General features: G+C 62.4%; 27 protein-coding genes and 1 tRNA gene. 6 read left to right on the forward strand and 22 right to left on the reverse strand.

What is annotated here, in order from left to right:
* The 17 genes from ACSQ2A_RS16440 to ACSQ2A_RS16520 all read right to left on the reverse strand — a co-directional run bounded on the left by ACSQ2A_RS16440 (position 1) and on the right by ACSQ2A_RS16520 (position 14,105).
* Positions 1–534, reverse strand: coding sequence for an RNA pyrophosphohydrolase (locus tag ACSQ2A_RS16440; protein ID WP_436073100.1), 534 nt, complete (start codon positions 532–534; stop codon positions 1–3).
* Positions 535–593: 59 nt separating this feature from the next.
* Positions 594–1,733, reverse strand: coding sequence for a divergent polysaccharide deacetylase family protein (locus tag ACSQ2A_RS16445; protein ID WP_295412894.1), 1,140 nt, complete (start codon positions 1,731–1,733; stop codon positions 594–596).
* Between the two features lie 89 nt (positions 1,734–1,822).
* Positions 1,823–3,214, reverse strand: coding sequence for a S41 family peptidase (locus ACSQ2A_RS16450; RefSeq protein WP_295412892.1), 1,392 nt, complete (start codon positions 3,212–3,214; stop codon positions 1,823–1,825).
* A 6-nt stretch (positions 3,215–3,220) separates the two neighbouring features.
* Positions 3,221–4,648, reverse strand: a complete 1,428-nt coding sequence (locus ACSQ2A_RS16455; RefSeq protein ID WP_436073101.1) for a murein hydrolase activator EnvC family protein — start codon at positions 4,646–4,648, stop codon at positions 3,221–3,223.
* A 157-nt stretch (positions 4,649–4,805) separates the two neighbouring features.
* On the reverse strand, positions 4,806–5,288 hold the full coding sequence (gene rlmH, locus ACSQ2A_RS16460) for a 23S rRNA (pseudouridine(1915)-N(3))-methyltransferase RlmH (protein ID WP_436073102.1): 483 nt from the start codon (positions 5,286–5,288) through the stop codon (positions 4,806–4,808).
* 83 nt (positions 5,289–5,371) lie between these two features.
* Complete coding sequence (gene rsfS / locus ACSQ2A_RS16465) at positions 5,372–5,764, reverse strand: ribosome silencing factor (RefSeq protein WP_295412889.1); 393 nt, start codon at positions 5,762–5,764, stop codon at positions 5,372–5,374.
* 183 nt (positions 5,765–5,947) lie between these two features.
* On the reverse strand, positions 5,948–6,583 hold the full coding sequence (locus ACSQ2A_RS16470) for a nicotinate-nucleotide adenylyltransferase (RefSeq protein ID WP_436073103.1): 636 nt from the start codon (positions 6,581–6,583) through the stop codon (positions 5,948–5,950).
* Between the two features lies 1 nt (position 6,584).
* Complete coding sequence (locus ACSQ2A_RS16475; protein WP_436073104.1) at positions 6,585–7,868, reverse strand: glutamate-5-semialdehyde dehydrogenase; 1,284 nt, start codon at positions 7,866–7,868, stop codon at positions 6,585–6,587.
* A complete protein-coding gene (gene proB / locus ACSQ2A_RS16480; RefSeq protein WP_436073105.1) occupies positions 7,865–9,004 on the reverse strand; it encodes a glutamate 5-kinase in 1,140 nt (379 codons plus the stop codon). The genes ACSQ2A_RS16475 and proB overlap by 4 nt, the downstream gene beginning before the upstream one ends.
* Entirely contained in the window at positions 9,004–10,047 is a 1,044-nt protein-coding gene (obgE, locus tag ACSQ2A_RS16485; RefSeq protein ID WP_436073106.1) for a GTPase ObgE, read from the reverse strand. Before obgE ends, proB begins: the two co-directional genes overlap by 1 nt.
* The gene (locus ACSQ2A_RS16490; protein ID WP_436073107.1) at positions 10,044–10,583 is read right to left on the reverse strand and encodes a GNAT family N-acetyltransferase; all 540 of its coding nucleotides are present in this window, start codon (positions 10,581–10,583) and stop codon (positions 10,044–10,046) included. The genes obgE and ACSQ2A_RS16490 overlap by 4 nt, the downstream gene beginning before the upstream one ends.
* Positions 10,580–11,104, reverse strand: coding sequence for a GNAT family N-acetyltransferase (locus tag ACSQ2A_RS16495; RefSeq protein WP_436073108.1), 525 nt, complete (start codon positions 11,102–11,104; stop codon positions 10,580–10,582). Before ACSQ2A_RS16495 ends, ACSQ2A_RS16490 begins: the two co-directional genes overlap by 4 nt.
* Positions 11,095–11,622, reverse strand: coding sequence for a GNAT family N-acetyltransferase (locus tag ACSQ2A_RS16500; RefSeq protein ID WP_436073109.1), 528 nt, complete (start codon positions 11,620–11,622; stop codon positions 11,095–11,097). The genes ACSQ2A_RS16495 and ACSQ2A_RS16500 overlap by 10 nt, the downstream gene beginning before the upstream one ends.
* Entirely contained in the window at positions 11,619–12,149 is a 531-nt protein-coding gene (locus ACSQ2A_RS16505; RefSeq protein ID WP_436073110.1) for a GNAT family N-acetyltransferase, read from the reverse strand. Before ACSQ2A_RS16505 ends, ACSQ2A_RS16500 begins: the two co-directional genes overlap by 4 nt.
* A 117-nt stretch (positions 12,150–12,266) precedes the next feature.
* The gene (rpmA, locus tag ACSQ2A_RS16510; RefSeq protein ID WP_092426362.1) at positions 12,267–12,533 is read right to left on the reverse strand and encodes a 50S ribosomal protein L27; all 267 of its coding nucleotides are present in this window, start codon (positions 12,531–12,533) and stop codon (positions 12,267–12,269) included.
* Between the two features lie 14 nt (positions 12,534–12,547).
* Entirely contained in the window at positions 12,548–13,081 is a 534-nt protein-coding gene (gene rplU / locus ACSQ2A_RS16515) for a 50S ribosomal protein L21 (protein ID WP_436073228.1), read from the reverse strand.
* A gap of 244 nt (positions 13,082–13,325) precedes the next feature.
* Complete coding sequence (locus tag ACSQ2A_RS16520) at positions 13,326–14,105, reverse strand: MBL fold metallo-hydrolase (RefSeq protein ID WP_436073111.1); 780 nt, start codon at positions 14,103–14,105, stop codon at positions 13,326–13,328.
* 211 nt (positions 14,106–14,316) lie between these two features.
* Here ACSQ2A_RS16520 and ACSQ2A_RS16525 point away from each other — a divergent pair.
* Positions 14,317–14,406, forward strand: a tRNA-Ser gene (locus ACSQ2A_RS16525).
* 17 nt (positions 14,407–14,423) lie between these two features.
* On the opposite strand, the gene ACSQ2A_RS16530 is transcribed toward ACSQ2A_RS16525, so the two are convergent.
* Positions 14,424–15,830, reverse strand: coding sequence for a helix-turn-helix domain-containing protein (locus ACSQ2A_RS16530; RefSeq protein WP_436073112.1), 1,407 nt, complete (start codon positions 15,828–15,830; stop codon positions 14,424–14,426).
* 153 nt (positions 15,831–15,983) lie between these two features.
* Between ACSQ2A_RS16530 and ACSQ2A_RS16535 the strand changes: the two genes are divergently transcribed.
* Both ACSQ2A_RS16535 and aceA read left to right on the forward strand, forming a co-directional pair.
* Positions 15,984–16,211 carry a hypothetical protein gene (locus ACSQ2A_RS16535; protein ID WP_295412864.1) on the forward strand — a complete coding sequence of 76 codons (228 nt, stop codon included), beginning with the start codon at positions 15,984–15,986 and terminating at the stop codon, positions 16,209–16,211.
* 80 nt (positions 16,212–16,291) lie between these two features.
* The gene (aceA, locus tag ACSQ2A_RS16540) at positions 16,292–17,587 is read left to right on the forward strand and encodes an isocitrate lyase (protein WP_436073113.1); all 1,296 of its coding nucleotides are present in this window, start codon (positions 16,292–16,294) and stop codon (positions 17,585–17,587) included.
* A gap of 120 nt (positions 17,588–17,707) precedes the next feature.
* Here the strand turns inward: aceA and ACSQ2A_RS16545 are convergent, their stop codons facing one another.
* Entirely contained in the window at positions 17,708–18,085 is a 378-nt protein-coding gene (locus tag ACSQ2A_RS16545; protein WP_436073114.1) for a DUF779 domain-containing protein, read from the reverse strand.
* 169 nt (positions 18,086–18,254) lie between these two features.
* Entirely contained in the window at positions 18,255–19,775 is a 1,521-nt protein-coding gene (gene adh, locus ACSQ2A_RS16550) for an aldehyde dehydrogenase (protein WP_436073115.1), read from the reverse strand.
* A gap of 200 nt (positions 19,776–19,975) precedes the next feature.
* Here adh and ACSQ2A_RS16555 point away from each other — a divergent pair, with 200 nt between their 5' ends.
* Complete coding sequence (locus tag ACSQ2A_RS16555; RefSeq protein WP_436073116.1) at positions 19,976–21,820, forward strand: sigma-54-dependent Fis family transcriptional regulator; 1,845 nt, start codon at positions 19,976–19,978, stop codon at positions 21,818–21,820.
* Between the two features lie 9 nt (positions 21,821–21,829).
* Here ACSQ2A_RS16555 and ACSQ2A_RS16560 read toward each other — a convergent pair whose 3' ends face one another.
* A complete protein-coding gene (locus ACSQ2A_RS16560; RefSeq protein ID WP_436073117.1) occupies positions 21,830–22,528 on the reverse strand; it encodes an META domain-containing protein in 699 nt (232 codons plus the stop codon).
* Positions 22,529–22,592: 64 nt separating this feature from the next.
* Positions 22,593–23,771, reverse strand: a complete 1,179-nt coding sequence (locus tag ACSQ2A_RS16565; RefSeq protein ID WP_436073118.1) for a succinylglutamate desuccinylase/aspartoacylase family protein — start codon at positions 23,769–23,771, stop codon at positions 22,593–22,595.
* A 292-nt stretch (positions 23,772–24,063) separates the two neighbouring features.
* On the opposite strand from ACSQ2A_RS16565, the gene ACSQ2A_RS16570 reads away from it, so the two are divergent.
* Positions 24,064–24,450, forward strand: coding sequence for a hypothetical protein (locus tag ACSQ2A_RS16570; protein WP_295412848.1), 387 nt, complete (start codon positions 24,064–24,066; stop codon positions 24,448–24,450).
* Between the two features lie 256 nt (positions 24,451–24,706).
* Positions 24,707–25,735, forward strand: a complete 1,029-nt coding sequence (locus ACSQ2A_RS16575) for a helix-turn-helix domain-containing protein (RefSeq protein ID WP_436073119.1) — start codon at positions 24,707–24,709, stop codon at positions 25,733–25,735.
* Positions 25,736–25,758 lie beyond the last annotated feature (23 nt).

Genomic DNA, 25,758 nt, shown 5'->3' on the forward strand with positions numbered 1-25,758 from the left:
CTACGCGTGGGTAAAGCGCTGCGGGATGTCGATGAAAGCCTCGACGACCTTTTCATAGGCTTCGCGCTTGAATGGCACAATCAGCGATGGGGTGCGCGACAGGCGCTCCCAGCGCCAGGCGTCGAATTCGGCGTGGAATTTGCCGCCGCCGGGCGCTGAAACGTCGATGTCACTATCGGCGCCGGTAAAGGCGAAGGCGAACCAGCGCTGGCGCTGGCCACGATACTTGCCCCTCAGCGCCTTGCCCAATTGCTCGTCGGGCAGGTCGTAATAAATCCATTCCGGGGCCTCGGCGAGAAGGCTGACGGACGAGATGCTGGTTTCCTCATAGAGCTCGCGCAGCGCGGCGCGCAGCGGATCTTCGCCGGCATCGATCCCGCCCTGCGGCATCTGCCATGGGGCGTCATAGTCAGTCGATTTTTCCGGATCATCGGCCTTGCGGCGGCCGACGAATACATTGCCCTGGGCGTTGAAGACGGCAATGCCGACGCAGTCGCGATAGGGGAGGGATTCTCGGTTCGGAATAGACGACATGATGTTTCGGTCAGTTCTGTTGGCGCCCAGCGGGCCAAAGCTAGCCTGTCTCTGAGACGCTATTGCATCAGGGCGCTGGCCGGAACCAGCGCAATACCCTTGCCATCAAGGCCCGCCGACCATTCCGAGACGGCCTGGATGGAAATGGGCAATGCGCTGACAATACCAATTGCGCTGCCATGTTCCATGGCTTCGGCTTCAAGGCTGTCCAGCGCTGAGAGAATAGATGAGCGCGCCGGATTGGCGTCGATCAACATGCTGGCCCGTGCATAGGGCACCTTGTTGGCGCTGGCGAGCTGGGCCGAAACCGAGCGGTTGGAAGAACCATCGTCGATATAGCCGACGCCGCGCGCGCCAAGCTCTTCCATCACCGGGCCGAAATCACCGGCGGAAGCGGTGAAGCGCGCACCCATATTGTTGATGATGCCAAAATAGCCGCCAAAGCGCGCCATCAGCCAGAACAGCTTTTCGAGGTTTTCACGCGGCGGCTCGCCCGTGAGAAGGGTGTGCGGGCCGGGATCGTTCTGCGGGAAGTCGAAAGGCTCAAGCGGTACTTCGAGCATGACTTCGTGGCCGCCGCCGCGGGCGACAGTGACGGTCTTTTCGAGCGCCTTGCCATAGGGGGCAAAGGCCAGCGTCACAAGGTCGGGCAGCTGCGCAATGGCGTCGAGCGAACCCTGCTCGTTGATGCCGAGGCCGGTGACGATCAGCGCAATGCGCGGACCGGTGCCGGCGCTCGCGGCCTCGAATGGGTGGTGATAGGTGGCAAAGGGAGTCTGGCCGGTCCCGGAAATGCGTGGAATCGGGCCATTGGCCGTCTCTTCGCTCAATTCGGGTACGATGCCGGAACTATCGGGCGCCAGATGCGCCTCCGCGGTCGCCGTGTCCGCGGCGGGGCCGGGCACGGCGATGATCGAGCCATCGGCCGGATATTGCTGCGGGTCGGCCGTGATGGTTGCGGGGCCGGAGGCGACCGTATCGGCGACGCTATTGCCGACCTGGGAATTGATGATGCCCGCTTCCTGGCTGGGCCTTCCGCCCGTCGGGTCATCAACCAGAACCAGCCGCGCCACCGTGCCCACGGCGATGACGCCGATCAGGCCGAAAAGGATGCGCGCGATAGGCAGGTGCGGACGCCCCAAGGCATTCTTGAGGCGCTGTCTGCGGCCGGTCAGGGGCGTACTCAAATCATTGGCCATCGGCAGTCCGGCCCTACCCGAGAGAGAAGAAAATGGGGGCGCAACGGCGAATCAACCCGCTGCGCCCCCAGTCTAGCACGGCTCAGCCGTTACTCCGCCTTTGGCGGGAAGGCGGCATTCGTCTCCTCGCCATTGATCAGCTTGATCGCATATTGCAACTGCGCATCATCGGCAGCTTCCTGCGGCACGTAGACCGAAGAGCCGACAGTGCTTTCTTCCTGGCCTTCGATGGTGATGTGACCGGCAAGGCCGGCTTCGCCGACGATCTCGTCACGACCCTGGAACTCGGCGGGGACCACCTGGCGGATCTCGATATCGGGCGTGATGCCGAGCGCCTGGATGGAGCGGTTGTCCGGGGTGTAGTAGCGGGCCGTGGTCAGGCGCATGGCGCCATCGGGGCCGAGCGAAATGATCGACTGCACCGAACCCTTGCCGAAGGAGCGGGTACCAACGAGCGTTGCACGCTTGTGGTCCTGCAGGGCGCCGGCGACGATTTCGGAGGCCGAAGCCGAGCCGCCATTGATCAAGACGACCAAAGGCACGTCGACGAGCTGTTCGTCGAGCGGATCGGGCTCGGCGTCATAGCGGGCGCTTTCCTGCTCGGTCCGGCCACGGGTCAGAACGACTGCACCTTGCTTGAGGAAGGCGTCGGCGACATAGACGGCCTGATCGACGAGACCGCCGGGATTGTTGCGCAGGTCGAGGATGATGCCCTTGGGTGCCACGCCATCGCGTTCGGCATAGATATCGCGAATGGCATTTTCGATGCCGATATAGGCCTGGGCCGAGAAGCGGGCGAGGCGCAGCACGGCGACGTCGCCTTCCATGCTCCAGCGCACGGCGCGCATGGCAATGGTGGCGCGGGTCAATTTGAATTCGAGCGGCTTGTCGACGCCTTCGCGCGCCACGGTCACGGTGATGTCAGTGCCCACCGGCCCACGCATCTTTTCGACAGCTTCGTCGAGGGACAGGCCCTGGATGGAAACGCCATCGAGCTCGATGATGAAGTCATTGGCCAGAATGCCGGCGCGGGCGGCCGGGGTCTCGTCGATGGGCGAGATGACCTTGATGGTCCCCTCTTCCATGGTGACTTCGATGCCGAGGCCTCCGAATTCGCCCGAGGTGTCCTGGCGCATTTCGTCGTAATCGGCCGGCGGCAGATAGCCCGAATGCGGATCGAGCGAAGTCAGCATGCCCTGGATGGCAGCGCGGATCAGCTCCTGCTCGTCCGGGGGATCGACATATTCGGCGCGGATGCGGTCAAAAATCTCGCCGAAGAGATTGAGGTCAGCGTAGATTTCCAGGGGATCGCGCGGCTCCTTGTCGAGCTCTTCGGCCGTCGGCTCGGGCTGCTCGCCACTGGGATTGGGCTCTTCCACCGGCGTTTCGGGGGCCGGCGGCGTGTCCTGTGCCAAAACCCCGACGGTCGGGATGAGCAGCGCCACACCAAGGGCGGCGGCGCGAAGGGTGGTCAAGCGCATGGATTACTATCCCGTCTGTTGTTCGTTCGGGGCCCACCAGCTTTCCGGGTCGATGGGCTCGTTGTTCTGTCGCAATTCTATATAAAGCGTCGGCTGGGCGTTGCCAGCATTGGTGGTCACGGTCCGCCCAATTGTGCGTGATCCCATCTGTCCCAAGGGTTCGCCCAGGAGGACGAACTGCCCGATATCGACGGAAATGGTATCCAGCCCGGCTAAGAGGGTCGTGAAACCCTGCCCGGTATTGAGGATGACGATCTGGCCATAATTGAGGTAGGGCCCTTTATAGAGCACCCAGCCATCGGCCGGCGCCACCACCTGGGCTTCGGCGCGGGTGACAATCGACTGGCCCTGCGAAATGCCGCCAAAGCCATCCCCGGCGCCAAACTGCACCACGGTGACACCATTGGCCGGCTGGGCGAGATAGCCGCGCGCCAGGGGAAAGGGCACGGCCGGCTCGGTGCGCGCCGCATTGGCAAAGGCGAGCTGGATAGCTTCGGGCGAAAGCTGAGGCACATCCGTCTGCGTTGGGGTGCCGGTCTGGGTCTGGCTGGCGCGGGCCGAGAGGGCGTCGATGAGTTCGCGCAGCGTGCTGGCGCGTTCGGCGAGGTCAACGGCTGCCTGCTCTTCGCTGCTGAGCTGGGCGCCGACTTGCTCGATGCCCTGCTTTCGCGCCGCGATCAGGGTGGCGATGCGCAGCTGCTCTTCCTCGAGCACGGCATAGTTGGCTTTCAGCGTCGCCTCTTCGGCCAGCGCCTGTTCCTTGATGCCCATCAGCGTCTTGAGATCGCTGCTGACCGTGTCGGCGCGGTTGCGCAGCTGCGGCACGATGGCGGCGATCAGCATGGCGCCGCGGGCTGAACCGAGCGCGTCGCTGGGGTCAACGATGAGGGCCGGCGGCGGACTGAGCGAAATGCGCTCGAGCGCTGCCAGCACATTGGCGATCTCGGCATCGGCACCGTCGAGCCGGCCGCGGACTTCCAGTTCCTCGACGATGAGATTGGAAAGGCGCTCCTCGACATCGGCCACTTCGATTTCGGCCAGTTTTACGCGTTGGCCAGCGGCGATGAGGGCGGCGTTCTGGCGGGTGCGGTCACCCTCCATTTCGGCGATCTCGGCTTTGAGCGCATCGATGCGCTCGCGGCTCAGCTGCAGCGAGGCTTCCACTTCCTCAAGATCGGCTGCGTTGCTGCGCGCCGTTTCTTCGCCATCGGCTGGAGGCGCGGTCTCGGGAGCCGGCGCGGCGTCCGGTGCGGTTTCAGCGGGGGCAGGCGTTGTCGGTGTTGCCGCCGGGGTAGCAGCCGGCGTGGTGGCAGCGGGTGGTGTCGTCGCTGCAGGAGGCGTCTCGGTCTGGGCGAGGAGGGGCAAGGCAAAACCCCCGGCAAGCACGATGCCGCCGAGCGTTGCTCTGACGATGCTGTCCGGCCAAACCGGCATGAAAACTCCTGGGCCCAGCGGCTTGCCCGCATGGCGCACCGAATCACTCAGAGGCGAGATTAGCAAAGGGCAGGAAAACCGCAGGTTAACGTTGCTTAACCATAATTTTCTGCACCCGTTCGCGCTCTATGGGGCGGAGGTGCCGGAATTGTGGCGCTCAATCACCCCGATGGTAGGGATGGCCTGACAAAATCGTCGTCGCGCGATAAAGCTGTTCGGCCAGCATGATGCGCACCAGCTGGTGCGGCCAGACCATGGGCGAAAAGCTCAGCGACAGGTCGGCCCCTCGGACGAAATCGGGATCGATGCCATCGGCTCCGCCGATGACGAAGGAGACCGCCGGCCTCCCCTCATCGCGCCAGCGCCCAAGCAGATTGGAAAAGGCTTCGGAGCCCAATGATTTGCCGCGTTCGTCGAGCGTCACCAGAATGCCGTCGGGCAGGGCGGCGCGCAGCCCCTTGGCCTCTTCGACCTTTCGGGCCGCAGCCGAGCCGGCGCGGGATTCATTGAGTTCGGTGACATCGAAGCCGGTGAGCGCCAGCGGCTTACCACTGGCAATAGCCCGCTCAAGATAGCGCGAGACAAGCTCGCGCTCGGGGCCGGACTTCATCCGGCCCACGGCCGCAATGGCTATGCGCATGGTTTTTTCCTATGCGCCGGCACACAGGAGCCGGCGCCTAACCACCATTTCAATGTTTCGGGGAAACATTGAAATGGTTGAGATCAGTGAGCGTCGGCAGAAAAGTCCGCCTGCCACATCTTCTCGATATTGTAGAATTCGCGCACTTCCGGGCGGAAGATATGGACGATCACATCGCCCGTATCGACCAGCACCCAGTCGCAATGGGGCAGGCCTTCCACGCGGGGCTTACCAAAACCATTTTCGCGCAGGGCGCGGATGATCTGGTCTGCCACAGCGCCGACGTGGCGCTGCGAGCGGCCCGAAGTCACGATCATGTGGTCGGCGAGCGAGGACTTGCCGGTGATATCGACCGACACGGTCTCTTCCGCCTTGGCGTCATCGAGCACGTTGAGGATCAGTTCGACGGCCGATTCGACCGAAGGCGCAGCAGCTGCTGCAGGGGCGGAAACAGTGTTATTGGGCAGCGCGGCCATCAGAAACGGCCTTCCGCCCATGCGTGAGCATGAGTCATGCGATTAGTCAGCATCCTTGGTTGTTGATCGGAATATTGCGGCGTCTTGGCAAACGGCAAGCCGTCAGTTCCTGTTCCGAAAACAGCGATCATTTCCCTGAATATGCGCGTTTTCCGTCATTTCTGCAAGACGAAGGCTACAAGTCTAGGAATTCCGGGGTTTTGACGCCCGAATTGCACTTGAAGACAGGCTCGATTGACGTCCGTGAAGATAGACCCAGGCAGGAGGTGGCAGGCTTGCGAGCACAGGCGCATCCTCCTGGTCGATCTGCCCGTGGGCCAGGGCGAGGGCCGCGCGCGAGGCCAGCGCGCGGTTGGACGAGCCGGGCCGCGCATAGACCGCGATCGGCAGAGTGTTCGCAATATCCTGCCAGCGCTCCCAGCGATGGAAGTCGGCAAGGCTGTCCGCGCCCATGATCCAGACAAAGCGCCGATCGGCCAGAGAATGCGTCAGAAAGCGTACGGTCTGCCAAGTGTAGCGAAAGCCTTTTTGGGCCTCAAAGCCGGTGACACGAATACGCGGATTGTTGATCAGCGCCCGTGCCGCCTGCACTCGGTCGGCCAGCGGGGCGAGTTCGGAATGGTTTTTCAGCGGATTGCCGGGCGTCACAAGCACCCAGAGCGCATCGAGTTCCAGCCGGCGCATGGTCTCTTCCATCACCAGCACATGGCCGGCATGAATGGGATTGAAACTGCCGCCGAAGAGGCCAATGCGCATACCGCTGCCGGAGGGCGGCAGGTCTGTTATGCCGGGAATGCGGATGGCAGCACGCAAGGTCACGTCAGGGTCGGAGCTGCCCATTGCCGCGAACGCGGTATTTGAAGCTGGTCAATTGCTCGACGCCCACCGGGCCACGCGCGTGCATTTTTCCGGTCGCGATACCGATCTCGCCGCCAAAGCCGAATTCGCCGCCATCGGCAAACTGCGTGGACGCATTGTGGACGAGAATGGCGCTATCGATCTCGTTGAAGAACTTTTCGACCGCCACCGCATCCTCGGCAATGATCGCCTCGGTATGGTGGCTCGAATATTTTCCTATGTGCGCAATGGCCGCCTCGACGCTGTCGACCACCTTTACGGAGATGATCGCATCCTCGTATTCGGTCTTCCAATCCTCTTCGGTCGCCGGCTTTGCTTCCGCGATCAGCGACTGCACGGTGGCATCGCCGCGGATTTCGCAACCCTTGTCGACGAGCGCATCGATGATGGGCTTGAGGTGGGTCGATACCACGTCCTTGTGCACGAGCAGCGTTTCCGCGGCCCCACAAATACCGGTGCGACGCATCTTGGCGTTGAGCGTCACGGAGACGGCTTTGTCGAGGTCGGCCGAGCGGTCGATATAGACGTGCACGAGGCCTTCGAGGTGCGCAAAGACCGGTACGCGGGCTTCGGACTGCACCCGGGCCACGAGCGACTTGCCGCCGCGCGGCACGATCACGTCGATAGCGCCGCCAAGACCCCCAAGCAATTCGCCCACGGCGGAGCGATCGGTGGTCGGCACCAGCTGCACGCCGTCTTCCGGCAGGCCAGCAAGCTTGAGGCCCAGCCGCAGACAATCGACCAGAGCGCGCGAAGAATGCACACTGTCGCTGCCGCCGCGCAGAATGACCGCATTGCCTGATTTCAGGCACAGCGCGCCTGCATCCGCCGTCACATTGGGCCGGCTTTCATAGATCACACCGATGACGCCGAGCGGGGTACGTACGCGCTCGATGTGGAGGCCATTGGGCCGGTCCCATTCGGCAATGATCCCGCCAACGGGATCGGGCAATTCGGCAATGGTGCGCAGCGCATCGATAATGCCGTCGAGCCGCGCTTCGGTCAGCAGCAGCCGATCCTGAAACGCCTTGGTCATGCCCTTGGCCTGGGCATTCTCCATGTCCAGGGCATTGGCGGCCAGAATGTCAGCCTTGTGATTGCGTACGGCCTCGGCGGCCCCGATCAGCGCCGCATATTTGCGCTCCGCACTTGCCGTCGCGAGCTTGCTCGCCGCGGCCCTAGCCTTGCGGCCCAGCTCAAGCATCAGCGTCGGAATGTCATTGGAGGCGACTTCAGCGAGGCTCATTGGTTCATTTCCTCCATGGCCGCCGTCAGCACCAGGTTGTCACGATGGATCATGGCCGCACGGCTGCCGGCGCCCAACAGTTCGATCACCACATCGCTGCGCTTGCCGATGATGAGGCGCGCATCGTCGCTGTCGAAACCCGAGAGACCGCGTGCGATTTCGCGTCCATCGGGATCGGTAATGGCAACGGTGTCGCCGCGCTCGAACTCGCCGGTGATCTTGGTCACGCCAATCGGCAGCAGGGAGCGGCCCTGATTAAGAGCCCGCGCTGCGCCGGCATCGACCTGTATCGTACCGGCAACCGTGAGCGTCCCCATGATCCAGCGCTTTCGCGCCTGCGCTCGCGAGCGGGCAGGGTGGAACAGCGTGTGGCGACCGCCTTCAGTCAGTGTTTTGAGCGGATGCGTTTCCGTACCCTTGGCGATTACCATGGCCGTGCCGGCCAGCGTCGCGATTTTTCCCGCTTCCACCTTGGTGGTCATGCCGCCGCGCGATAGATGGCTCGCCGCGCCGCCCGCCATGGCTTCGATGGCAGGGGTAATACTTTCCACCACCGGAATATGCTGCGCATTCGGGTCTTTCGCCGGCGGCGCCGTATAAAGCCCGTCGATGTCCGAGAGCAGCACGAGGCAATCGGCCTCGATCATCGTGGCAACGCGCGCCGAAAGGCGATCATTGTCGCCATAGCGGATTTCCGCCGTCGCCACGCTGTCATTCTCGTTGAAAATCGGAATGGCGCCGAGGCCAAGCAGGGTCGTCACCGTGGTCCGCGCATTGAGATAGTAGCGGCGCTCTTCGGTGATGTTGGGGGTAATCAGAATCTGCCCCGTGACGATATTGTGCCGCGCCAGCGCTTCGGCCCAGGCCTGCGACAGGGCAATCTGCCCCGCGCTCGCCGCTGCCTGCGATTGTTCCAGCGTCAGCGAAACGGCGGACAATCCAAGCAGCCCACGCCCCAGCGCAATGGCGCCCGAAGAGACGACGACGATATCGCGCCCTTCCGCCTTCAGCGCCGCAATGTCTTCGGCGAGATCGTCGAGCCATGCCTTGCGCAGTTTACCGGTTTTGTCGACCAGCAGCGCCGAACCAATCTTGATGGTAATGCGCCGATAGGGCGCCAGCGCATTGGCTGACATCAGGGGGTCCACTTCTCTTCGGTCTTGGGCGCGAGGGCTGCAGCCTCTTCGGCGCGGCTCTCGTCGATCACGCCGAGCACGTCATAGAGCACCTGCTCGACGCCTTCGCCCGTCGCACCCGAAATGGCGCGCACTTCGGCCTTGCTGACCTTTTTCAGTGCCTTCATCTTGGCCTTGAGCTCTTCGGGCGCCAGGGCGTCGATCTTGTTGAGCACGACAATCTCGGGTTTTTCCGCCAGCACGTCGGCATAGGCCGCCAGTTCATAGCGCACAGCCTTATAGACATGCGCCACGTCTTCATTGGTGCCATCGATGAGGTGGATCAGCACGCCGCAGCGCTCGATATGGCCGAGGAAGCGGTCACCAATACCAATACCTTCGCTGGCGCCTTCAATGAGGCCCGGAATGTCGGCCAGCACGAATTCGCGCTCGCCCGCGCGGACGACACCGAGGTTGGGGTGTAGCGTCGTAAACGGATAGTCCGCAATTTTCGGCTTGGCCGCCGAAACAGCCGCCAAAAACGTTGACTTGCCGGCATTGGGCTGGCCCACAAGCCCCGCGTCCGCGATCAGTTTCAGGCGCAGCCAGATGCCTTTTTCGAGGCCCGGCTGGCCGGGATTGGCGTGGCGCGGCGCCTGGTTGGAGCTGGTCTTGAAATAGGCATTACCAAAACCGCCATTGCCACCCTGGAGCAGCACGACGCGCTGGCCGATTTCCGTAAAATCGGCGATCAGGGTTTCCTGATCTTCCTCAAAGATCTGCGTGCCCTTGGGTACGCGCAGAACGATGTCTTCGCCATTGGCGCCGGCGCGGTTCTTGCCCATGCCATGCACGCCCGTCGGCGCGCGAAAGTGTTGGGCGTAGCGGAAGTCGATCAGCGTGTTGAGGCCATCGGCACAGACCGCCACGACGTCGCCGCCGCGTCCACCATTGCCGCCATCGGGGCCACCGAACTCGATGAATTTTTCGCGGTGAAAGCTGACGGCGCCGCCGCCGCCATCGCCGGACTTGATGTAGATCTTGGCCTGATCGAGAAATTTCATGTGCGTCGTGCCTTCCAGACGCCAAGCGTCAGTTCTGTGTCGATATGCTCCACCTCGGCGTCGCGCGCAAGGCAGAGCAGGTAGCTTCGTCCCGATTGGGTAAAGCCCAGCTTCTGCTGGATCGCCAGGGAAGCCAGGTTGAAGTGAAAAACGCCGGAATAGACGACTGGCGCTTTGGTGGTTTCGAAGAACCAGTCGAGGCAGGCAATGCTCGCCTCGGTCATGATCCCGCGCCCCCAAAAGGGCTTTCCCAACCAATAGCCGATCACCGGTCCATCGGGGCCGGGGTGAAAGCCGATATGGCCCACATAGCCCTCGCCCTTGACCTCGATGGTAAAATTGGCGTCGTCGGGCTCGACATCGGGGTGGCGTGTCCGCAGCCACGCCTTGGCATCGGAGAGATGGTAGGGGAAGGGCACGCGCGCCAGATTGCCCGCCACCTCAAAATCGTTGAGGTAGCGCGCAATGGCCTCGGCATCCTGCGCACGCGGGGTGCGCAGGATCAGCCGTTCCGTCTCGATGATCGGCAGCATCATCGGCGTCGCTCCAGAATAAGCAGCGGCTTTCCCTTGTGCCGTTCGACAACGCTTTCAGTGCGCTCGATCACAACGAAACCGGTTTTTTCGAGGACGCGTTGCGAGGCCGAATTAGAGCCCAGCACGCGCGCCTTGATCACATCGATGCCGATTTCGGTGGCTGCGCTGAGCAGGCCCAAGGCGGCCTCACCAGCAAAACCCTGCCCCCAATGGGGTTCTGCGATCCAATAGGCGAGTTCAGGCGGATGTTCATCGGCGAATTTGAGTCCAACGATGCCGATCAGTCTGTTGTCTGTCTTTTGGGCAATCGCATAGGGCCGCTGCTCGGGCGCCCGCGCAAACTGTTCAATAAACTCGATCCCGTGTTCGGGCAGGTAAGGAAAGGCTAGGCTAGCCGTCGGCCCGGCGACGTTCCAGTTGTTGATGCCCTCCACCAGTGCATCGAGATCGGACAGCACCGGCGTGCGCAGCCGCAGTCGTTCAGTGGCGATCGTTTCCGGCAGGGCGTTTCTCAGGCGCATAGATCATTCCTTCTTGCCCGCCAGTCGGCGCGGCTCAACGCCGTCGTTACGTGCTCGACATTGTGCTGCAGCGCCTGGGAAAAGCGCATTTCCCGCCCCGTCGCCACAAAGCCGAGCTTGGCCTTGAGTCTGAGCGAGGCCACATTGTTGTGGTGGGCGCTCGAGCGAATGCTTTCCGCGCCCGTGCCGTCAAAATGCCAGTCGATCAGGGCAGAAGCCGCTTCCATCCCAAAACCCCTGTGCCAATGCGGGCGCGATATCCAGAAGCCGAGTTCGGTCATCAGCGTCACGCAACCGATCAGCCCCTTTTTCGGATGCTCGATGATGAAGAAGGCTTTTTCGGGCGTCGGCGCCGGAGCCAGGCGTAAAAACTCCTGCGCCATGGAGAGCGTATAGGGCCAGGGCACCGGGGTCAGCCATTTGGCCACGGCGAACTCGCTGATGCCCAAAGCGTAGCAGGGCGCGTCCTCGGGTCGGGGCGCCCGCAGGATCAGTCTATCGGTGACAAGCTCGGTCATCTCTCGCCAAACTCCAACCGCATGAGCACCATGGTCTGGCCGGCAAGATTGTTTGCCGCCTCGATCGCTTCGCCGGTTTCGGTGAAGCCGGCTTTGCGCAGGACGTTGCGCGAGCCGGCATTTTCCTTGAGCGCGCGTGAGCGCAGGGCGGTGGCGCCCGCCGCTCGTGCCTCTGCCACCAAGGCTCGTGCCGCTTCGCTGGCATAGCCCTGGCCCCAAAAAGCCTCGCCCAGCCAGTAGCCGAGCTCAGGAACCTGACCATCGGCAAAATGGAGCCCGACCACGCCAATAAATGTGCCGTCTGCCTCGATGGCGAAGCACGCTTCTTCGGCCGTAGGTACGATCTCTTCAACGAAAAATTCGGCGTCGCTTAGCGCATAGGGAAAGGGGAGTCGCGCCATCCAGCGATGGACGTTCTTATTATTGGCCAGTTGGGCGATTGCTGGAGCATGGGCCACGGTCGGCACGGTCAGCACCAGGCGTTCGGTGCGGATCGAGGCGGGCAGGCGGTCCTTGATGGTGGTCATGCTAATGCTCCAGAAGCGAAAAGGGGGACCGGCTGACCGGTCCCCCTTCAAAAGTCTGGTTTGTCGCCAAACGCCGCCGGGGAACTGGTCTCCGGCTGGTCGTTGGGGCCTGCCGGGTTATTCGGCGGCCTCTGCCGGGATGACAGACACGTGTACTTTATTGTTCGCGCGGGTGCGGAACGCGACGCTGCCATCAACCAGAGCATAGATCGTGTGATCCTTGCCGAGGCCAACACCGGTGCCCACAGCCCACTTGGTGCCGCGTTGACGGATGATGATGTTGCCGGCGACGACAGCTTCGCCACCGAACTTCTTCACGCCGAGACGACGGCCAGCGGTATCACGACCGTTGCGGGATGAACCGCCTGCTTTCTTATGTGCCATGGTCTAGCTTCCTCTTATTCCTGGTCGGTCTTGGGAGCGGCCTTCTTGGCCGGGGCCTTCTTTGCCGGCTTTTCAGCGGCTTCGCCTTCAGCAGCGGCCTTCTTGGGCGCAGCCTTCTTCGGTGCGGCCTTGGCTTCGGTTGCTTCGGCAGCGTCAGCCTTGGCAGCCTTCTTGGCCGGGGCCTTTTCGGTCACGGCATCGGTGGCTTCGGCCTTGGCGGCAGCCTTGATCGTCGGCTTGGCGCCGCCGGTCAGAATTTCAGTGATGCGCACGGTGGTCAGCAGCTGGCGGTGACCGTTGCGGCGACGCGAATTGTGGCGGCGACGCTTCTTGAAGATGATGACGGTCTTCTGCTTCTTGGTCTCGACCAGCTCGGCAGCAACGAGTGCGCCTTCAACCAGCGGAGCGCCAATCACGTCGCCAACCATCAGGACTTCGTCAAAGGTGACGATGTCGCCGGCTTCGGCGTCGAGCTTTTCGATCTTGATGACGTCATTGGCAGCAACCTTGTACTGCTTGCCGCCCGTCTTGATGACTGCAAAAGTCATATGCACAACCGAACGCTTCAAACGCCCGGTCCCTTTTCTGTCGCGCCCTGCGGCACCGCGGTTTTCATGCCTTTTCCGCGGTTTTCAAGTCTTGGGCCGGAGATTTCCGACCGGCAGCCTCAGGCAGCGTTTTCAAACAAAACCAGCGCACCGGTGGGACCAGTGCGCGTGGGATCGGGGGCTTATCGTGAAAAAGGCCTCAAGAGTCAAGCGCCGTCGCGGTTTTCGGCGGCGTGTCGGCCCCTCAGCCCCTGCCGTTCGGATACCAGTCCCGCAGCCGCACTTCGGTATGATCGCCAACCCCGGCTTCGAGCACCGAAAGGTCACTGTCGCCATAGTGATAGGGATAGATGATCCCCGGCTTGAAGACATTGATCGCTTCAATGGCCTGCTCGGGCGTCATCGTATAGGGCAGGTTCATGGGCAGGAAAGCAACGGCGATGCCCGTCAGTGCCAGCATGTCCTCGGTCGGCTCGGTGTCGCCCGCCACATAGACAAGCGTGTCGCCGAACCTAAGAACATAGCCATTGCCGACCCCGACCGGGTGGTAGCGCATGCGGTCTTCGGTGGTGTTATGCGCCGCGATGGCTTTCAGTTTGACCCCATCAAGCTCGCCATCCGCCCCGTTGGCGATGGATCTGGCATTGGCCTTCAGCGCCTCGGGCAATTTCCCAAAAACGTCCTCATTGGTGAGGAGCGGCGCCGCGCCGGCAATGGCTTCGAGGGTCGGCACGTCAAAATGGTCGCCGTGGCCGTGGGTAATGAGAATGGCCGTCGGAGCCGGCAGGCCTTCATAGAGCGCGGCCCCGCCCACGGGGTCGACATAAATGACCTTTCCACCCCATTCGAGCACCAGGCTCGCATGTTCGACCGGATGAATGGCGAGGTCGCCCTCGCTCGTAGCAATAGTGTCGGCCATGGTTGCGTCCTGGGAAAATGCAAAGCTGGTGCCCAAAAGATTGGCCGCAAGCCCGGCTATTGGCAAGCCGGCCATGCCGGCAACGAGTATGCGTCGCGTAACCATAAGTCGTTTCCCTGAAAAGATTTGTGCCTGACGCCACAACAACGCGGATTTGCGAAAGGAGATCGCTCGACACGGATTTGTGACTGCGAGAGGCGGAGATCGCTTTCTGTGACATCCGCGCATAAGGGGTGTTGCAGCCCGCCTCACGCTATGCCATAAGCCGCCCCGTATCGACCGGCCGGGATTTTCAACGATCCCTTTTCGATCTCGCGGAGAGATGGCAGAGCGGTTGAATGCACCGCACTCGAAATGCGGCATAGGGGCAACTCTATCGGGGGTTCGAATCCCTCTCTCTCCGCCAGTTTTCCTTCCTTTCCGTCACGTCATCCGCGCATAAAAGCTCTCGGGGCGGCTCGTCCCGTCGAGGCCGAATCTATGGTCTGCCGGCGGATGCGCCCGCTGGCCGCATTCCATGCGTGGACAGGTGCGGCAGCCAGTTCCAACCGGCACGGCCTGGCCCTCACCGAACACATCAATGCCATCGGCATAGACCATGTCCCGCGCATGATGCGCCGAGCAGCCAAGCCCGATGGAAAGGTAGCTTTTGGGCGCATTGTAGCGATAGCCGCCCTTGATGATGGCGCGGGCAATGCAGAAATAGCGCTGCCCATCGGGCATCTGGCTCACCTGCACATGAATGCGCTCGGGCGCCATGAAGGCTTCATACACATTCCAGCGCGGGCAGGCGCCCGAATGGCGCGGAATATGAATGCCCGAAAGCGAAAAGCGCTTTGAAATGTTCCCGGCAATATCCGTCCGCACCAGATGCAGCGGAATGCCCTGCGCCCCCTTGCGCTGCAGCGTGGTCATGCGGTGGCAGACCTGCTCGAAGCTGGCCGCAAAGCGCCGCCCGATCCGCTCGATATCATAGCGATGGTCGCGACAGGCCTTCAGAAAAGGCTCATAGGGCATAATCAATGCCCCGGCGAAATAGGCCGCCAGGACGTTTCGCGCCAAGGCCGGCGCATCGCCCTCGGACAGGTTTGCCGCGTCGATGGTGGCCTCGATCTCGGTCCCGGCCGCCAGTTCCCCCAGATGATGGGCGAGAAGGAATTGCGCGGTTTCGCTCGGCAAGAGGTCGGAAATCAGGATGGCTCGCCCCGAGGGCTCGCGCTGCCTTGCAATGCCGTGCGGCAGCGAGGCCAGCCGCACCTCCTGCCCAAAGACATTGAAGAGATAGGCCTTCAATCCGCTCTCAAAACTGTCGCCAAAATTGTCGATGTCACCGCGAATGCGCTCCGCCGCCGCCTCCAGTGCCGGAAAGTGGTTGGCGCTCTCCTGCAGGAAATCGGAAATGGCATCGGTCGCCATATGGAAGGGCGGCTCCGCTGCGTCCACCTTCTGCGCCCCGGCGCTGCCCAGCAGCCGATAGCGATCGTAAAGCCGCAGAACCGCCCGCGCCGCCGCGGGGTTGGATTGCGCGAGGTCGCGGATTTCGAGATTGGTGATGTCGCTATCGGCAAAAAGGTCATCGCCAAAAGCTTCCATCAGGTCGCCAACCAACCGCCCCTCGTCGCTGTCCACCAATTCGCCGGGCTCAACGCCCAATTGCCCGGCCAGTGAAAACAAGAGAGGCACCGTCACCTTGCGGCGATTGTGCTCGATCAGGTTCAGATAGCTCGCGGAAATACCCAGTGCCTGGGCCAGGTCCGCCTGCGACACTTTTTTCTGCCGTCGCAGCCGCTTGATGCGGCCGCCGATCTGCATTTCGGCTTCGGCAACCATCGTCTCCTCCGTGCCAGTCTTTACAGACTTTACAATTCACAGCGTCAAAATTGACGGCGATTGACAGCTTTACTAGCCGATTTCCGGTCTATTCTTGCTTTCTGGGCGGAATTGTCAAATCTTTACATCATCCAGCCAAGAGGAGTTCTGGAGATGAGCCCCAGCATCAGCGAACGCGAAGAATATCTGACCATCATCGCCCCCAGTGCCCACGAAGCCATGGCCCAGTTCAAGGCGCGCGGCCTCGACGAACAGGGCTATGCCATTGCCGGCAAGATCGGCCGTCACCAGTTTGCCCTGGTTAGCGGCGCCGACAGCACCGAACTGTTCTCCGGCGGTGGCATGTTCGCCGCCACCTTTAGCCGCAAGGTCCCCGCCTAAACCCCCGCCAATCCCACAAAATGCCAGATCCCGCCTCCGGGCGGGACCGGCGAAGCCATGTCCAATTGAGGAGACCCGACATGCTCGACAAGCCCAGCCAACCCGAACAGTTTCCGGCGCCCGACTATGCGCCCGATCGCTGGAAGACCATTTCCCGCACCTTTTCTCGCGCCGATGTCGCGCGCCTCTCCGGCTCCTTGCCGATCCGCCACACGCTGGCCGAGAACGGCGCCCGCCGCCTTTGGGAGCTGCTGCACAGCCAGGATTTTGTGCCGACCCTTGGCACCTTTACGGGCAACCAGGCGGTGCAACAGGTGAAAGCCGGGTTGCAGGCCATTTATCTGAGCGGCTGGCAGGTGGCTGCCGATGCGAACTCTTCGGGCAATATGTATCCCGACCAGTCGCTTTATCCCGTCGACAGCGTCCCCGCCGTGGTCCGCCGCATCAACAAGGCGCTGCAGCGCGCCGACCAGATCCAGAGCATGGAACAGGCCGACGGGATCGCGACCACCGACCTCGACTTCTTCGTGCCCATCATCGCCGATGCCGAAGCCGGCTTTGGCGGCGCGCTCAATGCCTTCGAGCTGATGAAATCCATGATCGAAGCCGGCGCGGCCGCCGTGCATTTCGAGGATCAGCTTGCTTCGGAAAAGAAGTGCGGCCACCTCGGCGGCAAGGTGCTGGTGCCCACCAGCCAATTCATCCGCACTCTCAACGCCGCGCGTCTCGCTGCCGATGTCATGGACGTGCCGACCCTGATCATGGCCCGCACCGATGCGGAAGCGGCGCGGCTTATCACCTCGGATATCGACGAATATGACCGGCCCTTCGTGACGGACGAACGCACGCCCGAAGGTTTTTACCGCCTCAAGGGCGGCATCGACGCCGCCATCGCGAGGGGTATTGCCTATGCGCCCTATGCCGATCTCATCTGGTGCGAAACCAGCAAGCCGGATCTGGCCGAGGCCAAAAAGTTCGCCGAGGCCGTGCGAAAGGTCCATCCGGACCAGATGCTGGCCTATAATTGCTCGCCGAGTTTTAACTGGGCGCGCCACATGGACGAGACCGCCATGGCCAGCTTCCAGCGCGAAATCGCCGCCATGGGCTACAAATACCAGTTCATCACCCTAGCCGGGTTCCACAATCTCAGCCTCACCACGTTCGAACTGGCCCGCGCCTACAAGGCCGATGGCATGGCCGGCTATTCGCGCCTGCAACAAGCCGAATTCGCCGCCGAAGCCCATGGTTTTTCGGCGGTTCGCCACCAGCGCGAAGTGGGCACCAGCTATTTCGACGCGGTCTCCCTTGCCGTAAGCGAAGGCAAGAGCGCCACCACGGCCATGGGTGAATCGACGGAAACCGCGCAGTTTCATTGAAATCGCAAACGTCCCCTCACTCGTCACCACCGGGCTTGTCCCGGTGGTCCATGCCTTGGCAAGATGGATTGCCGGGACAAGCCCGGCAATGACGATGGGGAGGGGCGTTCTTACGCCCCCTTACTGCACCGCAATCGGCCTTCTCCGCGCATGCTCCTCATCCGAAAACACTCGCGACCGCGTCAGAAACCGCCGCTCCGTCCCATTGTCCAAACTGAACATGCCGCCCCGGCCGGGAATGGCGTCGATGATGAGCTGGGTATGTTGCCAATATTCGAACTGGCTGGGCGACATATAAAACGGCGCGCCGCCGATCTCGCCCATCTGCACATCGCGATCGCCGAGGATGAAGTCGCCTATGGGATAGCACATGGGCGAAGAGCCATCGCAGCAGCCGCCGGACTGGTGAAACATCACCTTGCCGTGCCGCGCCTCGATGTCGTGCAGCAAGTCCAAAGCCGCTGGTGTTGCCACCACGCGGTCCACAAAATCGGTCATTTCACTCTCCCGCAAAAAAGAGATTTCGTTCCGACAGGCCGGCCCGCCGTGGGGGAGAGTTGGGGGGTGGTCAGGCCCACCTGCCGGAACGAACTTTGATCCTCCCGTGGATGCCCCCAGGGGGTGATCCCTGGGGGCTGCGCCTTGGGAGGAGCGCAACGGTATGGCTTCAGAAGAAGCCGAGCTTCTTGGGGGAGTAAGAAACCAGCATGTTCTTGGTCTGTTGGTAGTGGTCGAGCATCATGCGGTGGTTTTCGCGGCCGATACCCGATTGCTTATAGCCGCCGAAGGCCGCGTGAGCGGGATAGGCGTGGTAGCAATTGGTCCAGACGCGACCGGCCTGAATGGCGCGGCCGAAGCGATAGGCCCGGTTGCCATCGCGGGTCCAGATGCCGGCGCCGAGGCCATAGAGCGTGTCATTGGCGATTTCGAGCGCTTCGGCATCGTCCTTGAAGGTCGTCACCGAAACCACCGGCCCAAAGATTTCTTCCTGGAAAATCCGCATCTTGTTGGTGCCGGCAAAGACCGTCGGCTTCACATAATAGCCGCCCGAAAGCTCACCCTCGAGATTGTTGCGCTCGCCGCCGGTAAGAACCTTGGCGCCTTCCTGCTTGCCGATGTCGAGGTAGCTCAGGATCTTTTCGAGTTGCTCGCTCGATGCCTGGGCGCCGATCATGGTCGACATCTCGAAGGGCGAACCCTGCTTGATGGCTTCCACGCGCTTGATCGCCCGCTCCATGAAGCGATCATAGACATTTTCCTGGATCAGCGCGCGGCTCGGGCAGGTGCAGACCTCGCCCTGGTTGAGCGCGAACATGGCGAAGCCTTCGAGCGCCTTGTCGAAGAAATCATCATCTTCGTTGACCACGTCCGAGAAGAAGATGTTCGGCGATTTGCCACCAAGTTCGAGTGTCACCGGAATGAGGTTCTGGCTGGCATATTGCATGATCAGCCGTCCCGTCGTCGTCTCGCCGGTAAAGGCGATCTTGGCGATGCGGTTGGACGAAGCCAGCGGCTTGCCCGCTTCGAGCCCAAAGCCATTGACGATATTAACGGCGCCGGGGGGCAGAATGTCCTCGATCAGCTCCATCAGGAAAAGGATCGAAGCCGGCGTCTGCTCGGCCGGCTTCAGCACCACGGCATTGCCCGCGGCAAGGGCCGGGGCCAGCTTCCACACGGCCATCAGGATCGGAAAATTCCACGGAATGATCTGCCCGACGACCCCCAGCGGCTCATGAAAATGATAGGCCACCGTATCGCGGTCGATTTCCGAAATCCCACCTTCCTGCGCACGAATGGCGCCGGCAAAATACCGAAAGTGGTCGATGGCGAGCGGAATATCGGCGGCGGTCGTTTCGCGGATCGGCTTGCCATTGTCCCAGGTCTCGGCCAGGGCGATTTCGTCCAGATGCTCCTCCATCCGGTCGGCGATCTTGTTGAGCATCACGGCGCGCTGCGCCACTGAGGTGCGACCCCATGCCGGTGCCGCCTTGTGCGCGGCATCGAGCGCCTTTTCGACATCGGCGGCCTTGGAGCGCGCGACTTCGCAGATCACCTGGCCAGTCACCGGCGAGGTATTTTCAAAGGTCTCGCCGTCGACGGCATCGACCCATTGCCCACCGATGTAATTGCCATATTTGGCCTTGTACGGAGACTTGGTCCGCTGGCCGACGAATTCCGGTTTGTTCATGGCATCCTCCCTTTTTGGATGCCTCACTCATTGCAACCGCCATGCCAGTATCGGCCAAGTCATTGGTGCAACAGCCGAAGTTTTCGTGATGCGCAATTGGCTGGACGGATTGAATTTCCGGATGCAACACTTTGCCACAACCAGAGGCGATGGCGGATGCAACACCTGTTGCAAACTGCCACAACTGGGAGGAAACGAGGATGAACACTGCGTCCGAGGTGGCTCTGGCCGCCGCTCGCGAAAAATTCTTCTCAGGATTGGACCTGCCCGAAGGCCTGGTCCCGGCGCCCATCCTGCGCTCCTGGCAACGCTGCGCCGAACAGGGGCTCGATGCCGGCAGCACCGTGCTCGCCGAACCCATGAGCGCCGCCGAATTGCGCGGCCTTCACGAGCAGAACGAAACTCTGCGCTTGCTCTCGCGCTCCGAACTCGTGTCGCTGCGCATGGAAGCAAAGCTCACCGATAGCGTCGTCATCCTCACCGATGCCAAGGGCCTCGTGCTCGACACCGCCGGCAGTCCCGAATTTGCCGGCCGCGCCGCCCGGGTGGCGCTGCGCCCCGGCGTCGCCTGGTCCGAAATGTCCACCGGCACCAATGCCATCGGCACGGCCCTGGCCGAACGCCGCGCCATCGAAGTGCACGGCGCCGAACATTTTTTCGAGCCGCATGGAATCCTGCATTGCGCGGCCTCACCCATCTTCGACCCCTATGGCAAGCTGGCCGGCGTGCTCGACATGTCGGGCCATGCCTCGGCCGAACACACCCATGCCATGGGCCTCGTTCGCCTCGCGGTTGAACAGATCGAGCACCGCTTCTTCAATCGCGCCTTTGAGGAAATGACCGTCGTCCGCTTCCATCGCTCCGCCGATCTCCTGGGCACGGCCCGCGAGGGCGTGCTGGTCTTCGATGGCGAAAAGCTGGTCGCTGGCAATCGCCGCGCGCTGCATCTGGTCGGGCTCGATCGCAAGGCGCTGCGCAAAGCCACAAGCGAAGAAATCTTCGCCGAAGCCGCGCTCGCGGTCGACAATGGCGTCCTCCGCAGCCGCAATGGCGAGCGCTTTTTCGCCGCCGTCACCCAGCCGCGGGCAACGCCGTTGCGGGTCACCGGCACCATCTCACGCGATACTCGCATCCGGCACGACGGCCCTATTCTCTCGCCCGAAGCCCAGGCCGATCTCGCCAAAGGCATCCGGCTCGTCAATGCCGAAATCCCCCTGCTCATCGCCGGGGAAACCGGCGCCGGCAAGGAAGTCTTTGCCCGGCACCTCCACGCCAAAACCAGTCGTGCGGGCAAACCCTTCATCGCCATCAATTGCGCAGCGCTGCCCGAAAGCCTGATCGAAGCCGAGCTCTTCGGCTACGAAGCCGGCGCCTTTACCGGCGCCAAAAAGTCGGGTGCGAGGGGTCTGGTGCAACAGGCCGAAGGCGGCATCCTCTTTCTCGACGAAATCGGCGACATGCCGCTCGCTTTGCAGTCGCGCCTTCTCCGCGTCCTGCAGGACAAGGAAGTCGCCCCGCTCGGCGGCGGCACACCGCAAAAGGCCGATTTCGTGCCCATAGCCGCGACCAATCGCGATCTACAGGCGATGGTCGAAGCCGGCACTTTTCGCGCCGATCTCTATTTTCGCATCGCCCAATATACGATCACGCTGCAATCGCTCGCCGAGCGCAGCGACCGCCCCGCGCTCATCGAAGCGCTGTGGTCGCAGGTCGCCCAGCGCCACGGCAAATTGCCAAAACCGGTGCTCGAACAGCTCGCCGCCTATCACTGGCCAGGCAATTTTCGCGAGCTCGTCGGGTGCCTGCGCGCCATGGCCGCCCTCAACGATCCGGGCGAGCCGATCACTGCTGCATCGCTCCCCGCCATGACAGAAAAGCCACCGGAACCATCCCTGCCCGATGGCGACATCGAAAACATAACCGAAGTGGCCATGCGCCGTGCCATCGCGCGGCACAATGGCAACCTGTCGGCGGCGGCGCGGGCCCTCGGGGTCGATCGCTCGACCCTTTACCGGCGCTATGTCTGGAAGCAGGCGCGGGCCTGACTTCGCTCGCTATTGGCGGAGGGCAAGAACCGTATTGCCTTCCACATCCACCAGCCGCAACCCGCCATCCGGCAGACTCTCGAAGCGGTTAACATTCTCAAGCGCGGCCAGGAATTTCTGTTCCTGCTCCATCAGGCCCTGATCGCAGGCCATCATGGTGGCGCCGCCGGGCGACAGGGTCAGGCCTTCGCCGGTCAGAGTAAAACCGCCAAAGAAGCGGTTGCACGAGGCATTGCCGTGGATGCTGCCGTCGAGATCGAAGGCGAGGGAGGTTTCCGAGTTGGCGATGACCGCCTCGCCCGAAATTTCCTCGACCTTCCAGTCCCCGACCAGCAGGCTCAGCGGATCGCCGCCGCAGCCGACCAGCGCTCGTTCGCCGATCGTCACCACCACGGCCTTGGGGAAAGGCATGCCCGACATATTGTCGGTACAGATCTTGTCGATGGCAACGAGCGTAAAGGCCTCATCGCCGGCCGCGCCCGTATAGACTTCAATATCTTCCGCGCGCACCGGCTCCGGCACCGGCTCGATGGAAAAAGTCTCGCCCTCCATGCTGGAAAAACTGATCGCGGTATCGCTGACTTCGACATGCCATCCCGGCTCATTGCCGCGCGCCGTCCAGCCTGCGGCCTCCGCCGCGCCGACCAGCATCAGCGGCACAACCGCCAGCAGCGATCCCCTGAAAAAGCGATGAAATCCGATCGTCATGAGACTAACTCCCGAAAGTCAGGTTGATGGAAAGGGGCCGGGCAGGGCCCGACCCAAAAAAGGCTCATTCGACGATCTGGTCGCCGCCTTCCGGCACGGTGCTGTCGAAGAGGAAGGAGAGGATGATCATCCCCTCTTCGCAGGTGGCGTCGGTCCGGCGCGCCAGCACTTCGCCACTGCGCGGCGCGGTATATTCGGCGACCACTTCGCCAAATGTATTGCGCTGAATGGCAACCTTCTGCCCGGCTTCGACGGCCTCGTTGAGTTCGACCAGCAGTTCGACAAAGCCACCATGAGTGGTGATGACAGGCGCCATGGCGTCGCCGATGAAAACGCCGCTGTCCTTCCCGGTCCGCCCGATCTCCCCGGCAATCACGCCATGATATTTCAGGACATTCATCGTGCCTTCGACGAAGAGCGGAATCATTTCGTGGTCAAAGATGCGCGGGCGGCCGATTTCGGGCGTGAAGGAGGGGATGCCGGCATCGATCAGCGCATTGGGCAGAATGCCGGGATAGGCGATGTTGTCGAAGATATGGTCGATTGGATAGAGCTCGGCCATGGCGCGCACCTCGGGCAGGTCCATGCGCGCCAGGTGGAAGGATGTGGCGTCCATGCCGGTCGCAGCCGTGTGAAAGTCGATGGCATAGTCGAGATTATTGCGCAGCAGCCGGTTGAAGACGAGGCCCGCATGGCGCACCGGCGCGTCGGGCGCGTTTTCATTGCCGGGGAACAGGCGGTTCATGTCGATCAGGTCCATGCCGCGCCCCGAATTATGCCAGCGGCGGGTCATGTCTTCGACGGCGGGCCGCGACAGGTCGAACACGGCCAGTACGCTGCCCGACATTTGCGCGGGATCGAGCTCGGCCAGCACCTTTTGAATGGTGTGGATGGGGCTCATTTCATCCCCGTGCACGCCGCTGATCAGGCCCACGCGCTTGCCCGGCTTTTCGCCCTTGGTCACGGCAACGGACACATACCAGTGCTGGCCGGTGGGCATCTGCACGCCCTGGAAATAGAAAAAGTGCTTTCCCGGTTCGAGCGTCTCGATATCGAGCGCCGAGATCACCTGCTTGCCACTGATGATATCGCCGGTAAAAACGGTGCCGCCTTCGGTTTTCGGCGTCGCGGCGTCCTGTGCCATGGCCGGGCTTGTCATCAGCGCCGCGGCGGCGCTGACGGCCCCCAGGGAGGCGATCATGAAATCGCGCCGATCAAAACCCTCTTCGTGATCCTGGGTCATGAATTCTCTCTTCTTGAAATGCACGGCAGGGATTTAGCTAATCCAAGAATGAGCGCTGGGGAAAGGATCGCTCCCGGCAGCTCTGCAAATAGGGACACGGGGTAAAGTTGCGGGACGCCATGCACATCAAAACCACCCCATGCATTGGCTAGACTTGCCTTGAGCAGGACTGACCGCTCGACGCTTGGAGGAGTGCATTCTCGTGAAAGGCATCGGTTTCAAATTACTTTTCGCGGCTGCAACGATGTTGGCCGGCCTCGCTTCTCCGACGTTTGGGCAAGACATAGCGCCCATGGTCATGGTGCCTGACCATCCCGGGGGCGTCGCGGTCAATGGCTGCTTCCGGGCCAATGAAACCCTCTTTGGCCCCTATCGGCTGACCTTCTGCTTCGAGCGCCGCGGCACCTATACTGTTCGCGGCGGCGGCGCCCGCTGCGATGGCCGCATGGATTGGCACGTTTCGGGTCGAGACATTTTCATGGATCTGCATCGCACGTCCTGCGGCAATCGCCGGGCCTGGGAAGCTGCGGCGGTCGATTGCCGGCCCACGGCGAACTTCATGGGCGCGATCAGCGGCGCCTTTGCCGGCGACATGCTCAGCATCAGGGCCCTGCGCTGCACCTATCATCCGACCGTTGCCGGCGTCTCCCGGCGTACGTTCACGGCGAACCGCTTCTAAAACCTGTCTCCCGAAAGCGAACACCGGTTTCGGGACAAAGACCTGCGCAACAACAAGGACCTAAAGCGCCGGGAGCGAATCCTTGAGATCGCGACGCGCTTTAGGCTCGCCCGTTGGCATTTTCCGGCCGTTTCGGGCAGTGCGCCATCAGAGTTTGTGCGGCGGCAGGGCGTTGACCCTGCGAGGGTCCATGCCCGTCCAGCGCTTGGATGGTGCCAGATGACCTGCGGCGCGGCAGTTTCCCGGGAGTTGGGCTATGGATGAGGCAGCCACGGCCGAACGTGTTCCGAGCTATGTCTTTACCACGGCAAGTGTCGAGCGGGAGCACCAGTTCGATGCCTGGCTTTCGATCATGCGGCCGCTCGTGGCGATGACCCCGCGCAGCCCCGTTGAAAGGGGCTTTTCCGCGCGGTCGCTGGCCTGGGATCTGGGGCCTCTGGCCCTGACCCATACGACAATGCCGGCCCTCGATTTTCGCCGCGATGCAATCCGCTTGCGGGCGGATGCGGTGGATCACTGGCTTCTGGTTGCCCCAAGGCGGGGCAGCATGCGTTCGGAAGCAGGGCACAGGGCGGGCGCGGGGCTCTGCTATGTGCGATCCATGCACCGCGTCAGCGCCGGTTCAACGACCGATTTCGATGCCGTGGCCCTGGTCGTGCCGCGCGATTTCTGTCCCGCAGGGGCGCGGGGCCTCGATGCACTGCATGAGCGCCATGTCGCCTCCCAGCTCGGCGGGCTTCTGGCCGATTATATGCATTCGCTGGAGCGGCAATTGCCGCGGCTCGGCGCGGAACATCTGCCTGCCGTCGTGGCGGCAACGCGGGCCATGCTGATTGCCTGCACCGCGCCGGGCCCCGATACACTGGCCGAAGCCATGCCTGTGCTGCAGGCGACGCAGCTGGAGCGCGCCAAACGCTTCATCCGACAGAACCTGCTCTCGCCCCAGCTTGGTGTCCGGGAGCTTTGCCGCCATTTGGGCATGTCTAGAACCGCGCTCTATCGCCTCTTCGAGCCGCTGGGCGGCGTCGTGCACTATATTCGCGCGGCCCGGCTGCAGGATGCCCATCGCGCCCTGTCCTCCGGCACCGATATGCGTTCCATTTACGAGATCGCGGCCGAGCGCGGCTTTCTCGAACCCTCGGAATTCAGCCGCGCCTTCAAGCGCCATTTTGGTTATAGCCCCAGCGAAGCGCGGCATGAGGGACGATTGATCCCGGTGCGCCCGGTCGGCAAGCGGCCGGCCACGGTCACCCATCTGGCCGAACTCCTCTCCGCGCTGGCCTAGTTGTTCGCCTCCAGGCCCGGCCG

Origin of the sequence: Devosia sp. LjRoot3 (assembly GCF_964252865.1) — a bacterium.
Lineage (GTDB): Bacteria > Pseudomonadota > Alphaproteobacteria > Rhizobiales > Devosiaceae > Devosia.

Excerpts from the sequence above, each read along its gene's own strand:
- ACSQ2A_RS16570 (WP_295412848.1), top strand. The coding sequence starts at position 24,064 with ATGGTCATGGTGCCTGACCATCCCGGGGGCGTCGCGGTCAATGGCTGC.
- ACSQ2A_RS16490 (WP_436073107.1), bottom strand. The coding sequence starts at position 10,583 with ATGATGCTGCCGATCATCGAGACGGAACGGCTGATCCTGCGCACCCCG.
- ACSQ2A_RS16450 (WP_295412892.1), bottom strand. The coding sequence starts at position 3,214 with ATGCGCTTGACCACCCTTCGCGCCGCCGCCCTTGGTGTGGCGCTGCTC.
- ACSQ2A_RS16565 (WP_436073118.1), bottom strand. The coding sequence starts at position 23,771 with ATGACCCAGGATCACGAAGAGGGTTTTGATCGGCGCGATTTCATGATC.
- rsfS (WP_295412889.1), bottom strand. The coding sequence starts at position 5,764 with ATGGCCGCGCTGCCCAATAACACTGTTTCCGCCCCTGCAGCAGCTGCT.
- rpmA (WP_092426362.1), bottom strand. The coding sequence starts at position 12,533 with ATGGCACATAAGAAAGCAGGCGGTTCATCCCGCAACGGTCGTGATACC.
- aceA (WP_436073113.1), top strand. The coding sequence starts at position 16,292 with ATGCTCGACAAGCCCAGCCAACCCGAACAGTTTCCGGCGCCCGACTAT.
- rlmH (WP_436073102.1), bottom strand. The coding sequence starts at position 5,288 with ATGCGCATAGCCATTGCGGCCGTGGGCCGGATGAAGTCCGGCCCCGAG.
- ACSQ2A_RS16555 (WP_436073116.1), top strand. The coding sequence starts at position 19,976 with ATGAACACTGCGTCCGAGGTGGCTCTGGCCGCCGCTCGCGAAAAATTC.
- ACSQ2A_RS16535 (WP_295412864.1), top strand. The coding sequence starts at position 15,984 with ATGAGCCCCAGCATCAGCGAACGCGAAGAATATCTGACCATCATCGCC.
- ACSQ2A_RS16505 (WP_436073110.1), bottom strand. The coding sequence starts at position 12,149 with ATGACCACCATCAAGGACCGCCTGCCCGCCTCGATCCGCACCGAACGC.
- ACSQ2A_RS16575 (WP_436073119.1), top strand. The coding sequence starts at position 24,707 with ATGGATGAGGCAGCCACGGCCGAACGTGTTCCGAGCTATGTCTTTACC.
- rplU (WP_436073228.1), bottom strand. The coding sequence starts at position 13,081 with ATGACTTTTGCAGTCATCAAGACGGGCGGCAAGCAGTACAAGGTTGCT.
- proB (WP_436073105.1), bottom strand. The coding sequence starts at position 9,004 with ATGTCAGCCAATGCGCTGGCGCCCTATCGGCGCATTACCATCAAGATT.
- ACSQ2A_RS16560 (WP_436073117.1), bottom strand. The coding sequence starts at position 22,528 with ATGACGATCGGATTTCATCGCTTTTTCAGGGGATCGCTGCTGGCGGTT.
- adh (WP_436073115.1), bottom strand. The coding sequence starts at position 19,775 with ATGAACAAACCGGAATTCGTCGGCCAGCGGACCAAGTCTCCGTACAAG.
- ACSQ2A_RS16495 (WP_436073108.1), bottom strand. The coding sequence starts at position 11,104 with ATGCGCCTGAGAAACGCCCTGCCGGAAACGATCGCCACTGAACGACTG.
- ACSQ2A_RS16500 (WP_436073109.1), bottom strand. The coding sequence starts at position 11,622 with ATGACCGAGCTTGTCACCGATAGACTGATCCTGCGGGCGCCCCGACCC.
- ACSQ2A_RS16440 (WP_436073100.1), bottom strand. The coding sequence starts at position 534 with ATGTCGTCTATTCCGAACCGAGAATCCCTCCCCTATCGCGACTGCGTC.
- obgE (WP_436073106.1), bottom strand. The coding sequence starts at position 10,047 with ATGAAATTTCTCGATCAGGCCAAGATCTACATCAAGTCCGGCGATGGC.
- ACSQ2A_RS16520 (WP_436073111.1), bottom strand. The coding sequence starts at position 14,105 with ATGGTTACGCGACGCATACTCGTTGCCGGCATGGCCGGCTTGCCAATA.
- ACSQ2A_RS16455 (WP_436073101.1), bottom strand. The coding sequence starts at position 4,648 with ATGCCGGTTTGGCCGGACAGCATCGTCAGAGCAACGCTCGGCGGCATC.
- ACSQ2A_RS16475 (WP_436073104.1), bottom strand. The coding sequence starts at position 7,868 with ATGAGCCTCGCTGAAGTCGCCTCCAATGACATTCCGACGCTGATGCTT.
- ACSQ2A_RS16545 (WP_436073114.1), bottom strand. The coding sequence starts at position 18,085 with ATGACCGATTTTGTGGACCGCGTGGTGGCAACACCAGCGGCTTTGGAC.
- ACSQ2A_RS16530 (WP_436073112.1), bottom strand. The coding sequence starts at position 15,830 with ATGGTTGCCGAAGCCGAAATGCAGATCGGCGGCCGCATCAAGCGGCTG.
- ACSQ2A_RS16445 (WP_295412894.1), bottom strand. The coding sequence starts at position 1,733 with ATGGCCAATGATTTGAGTACGCCCCTGACCGGCCGCAGACAGCGCCTC.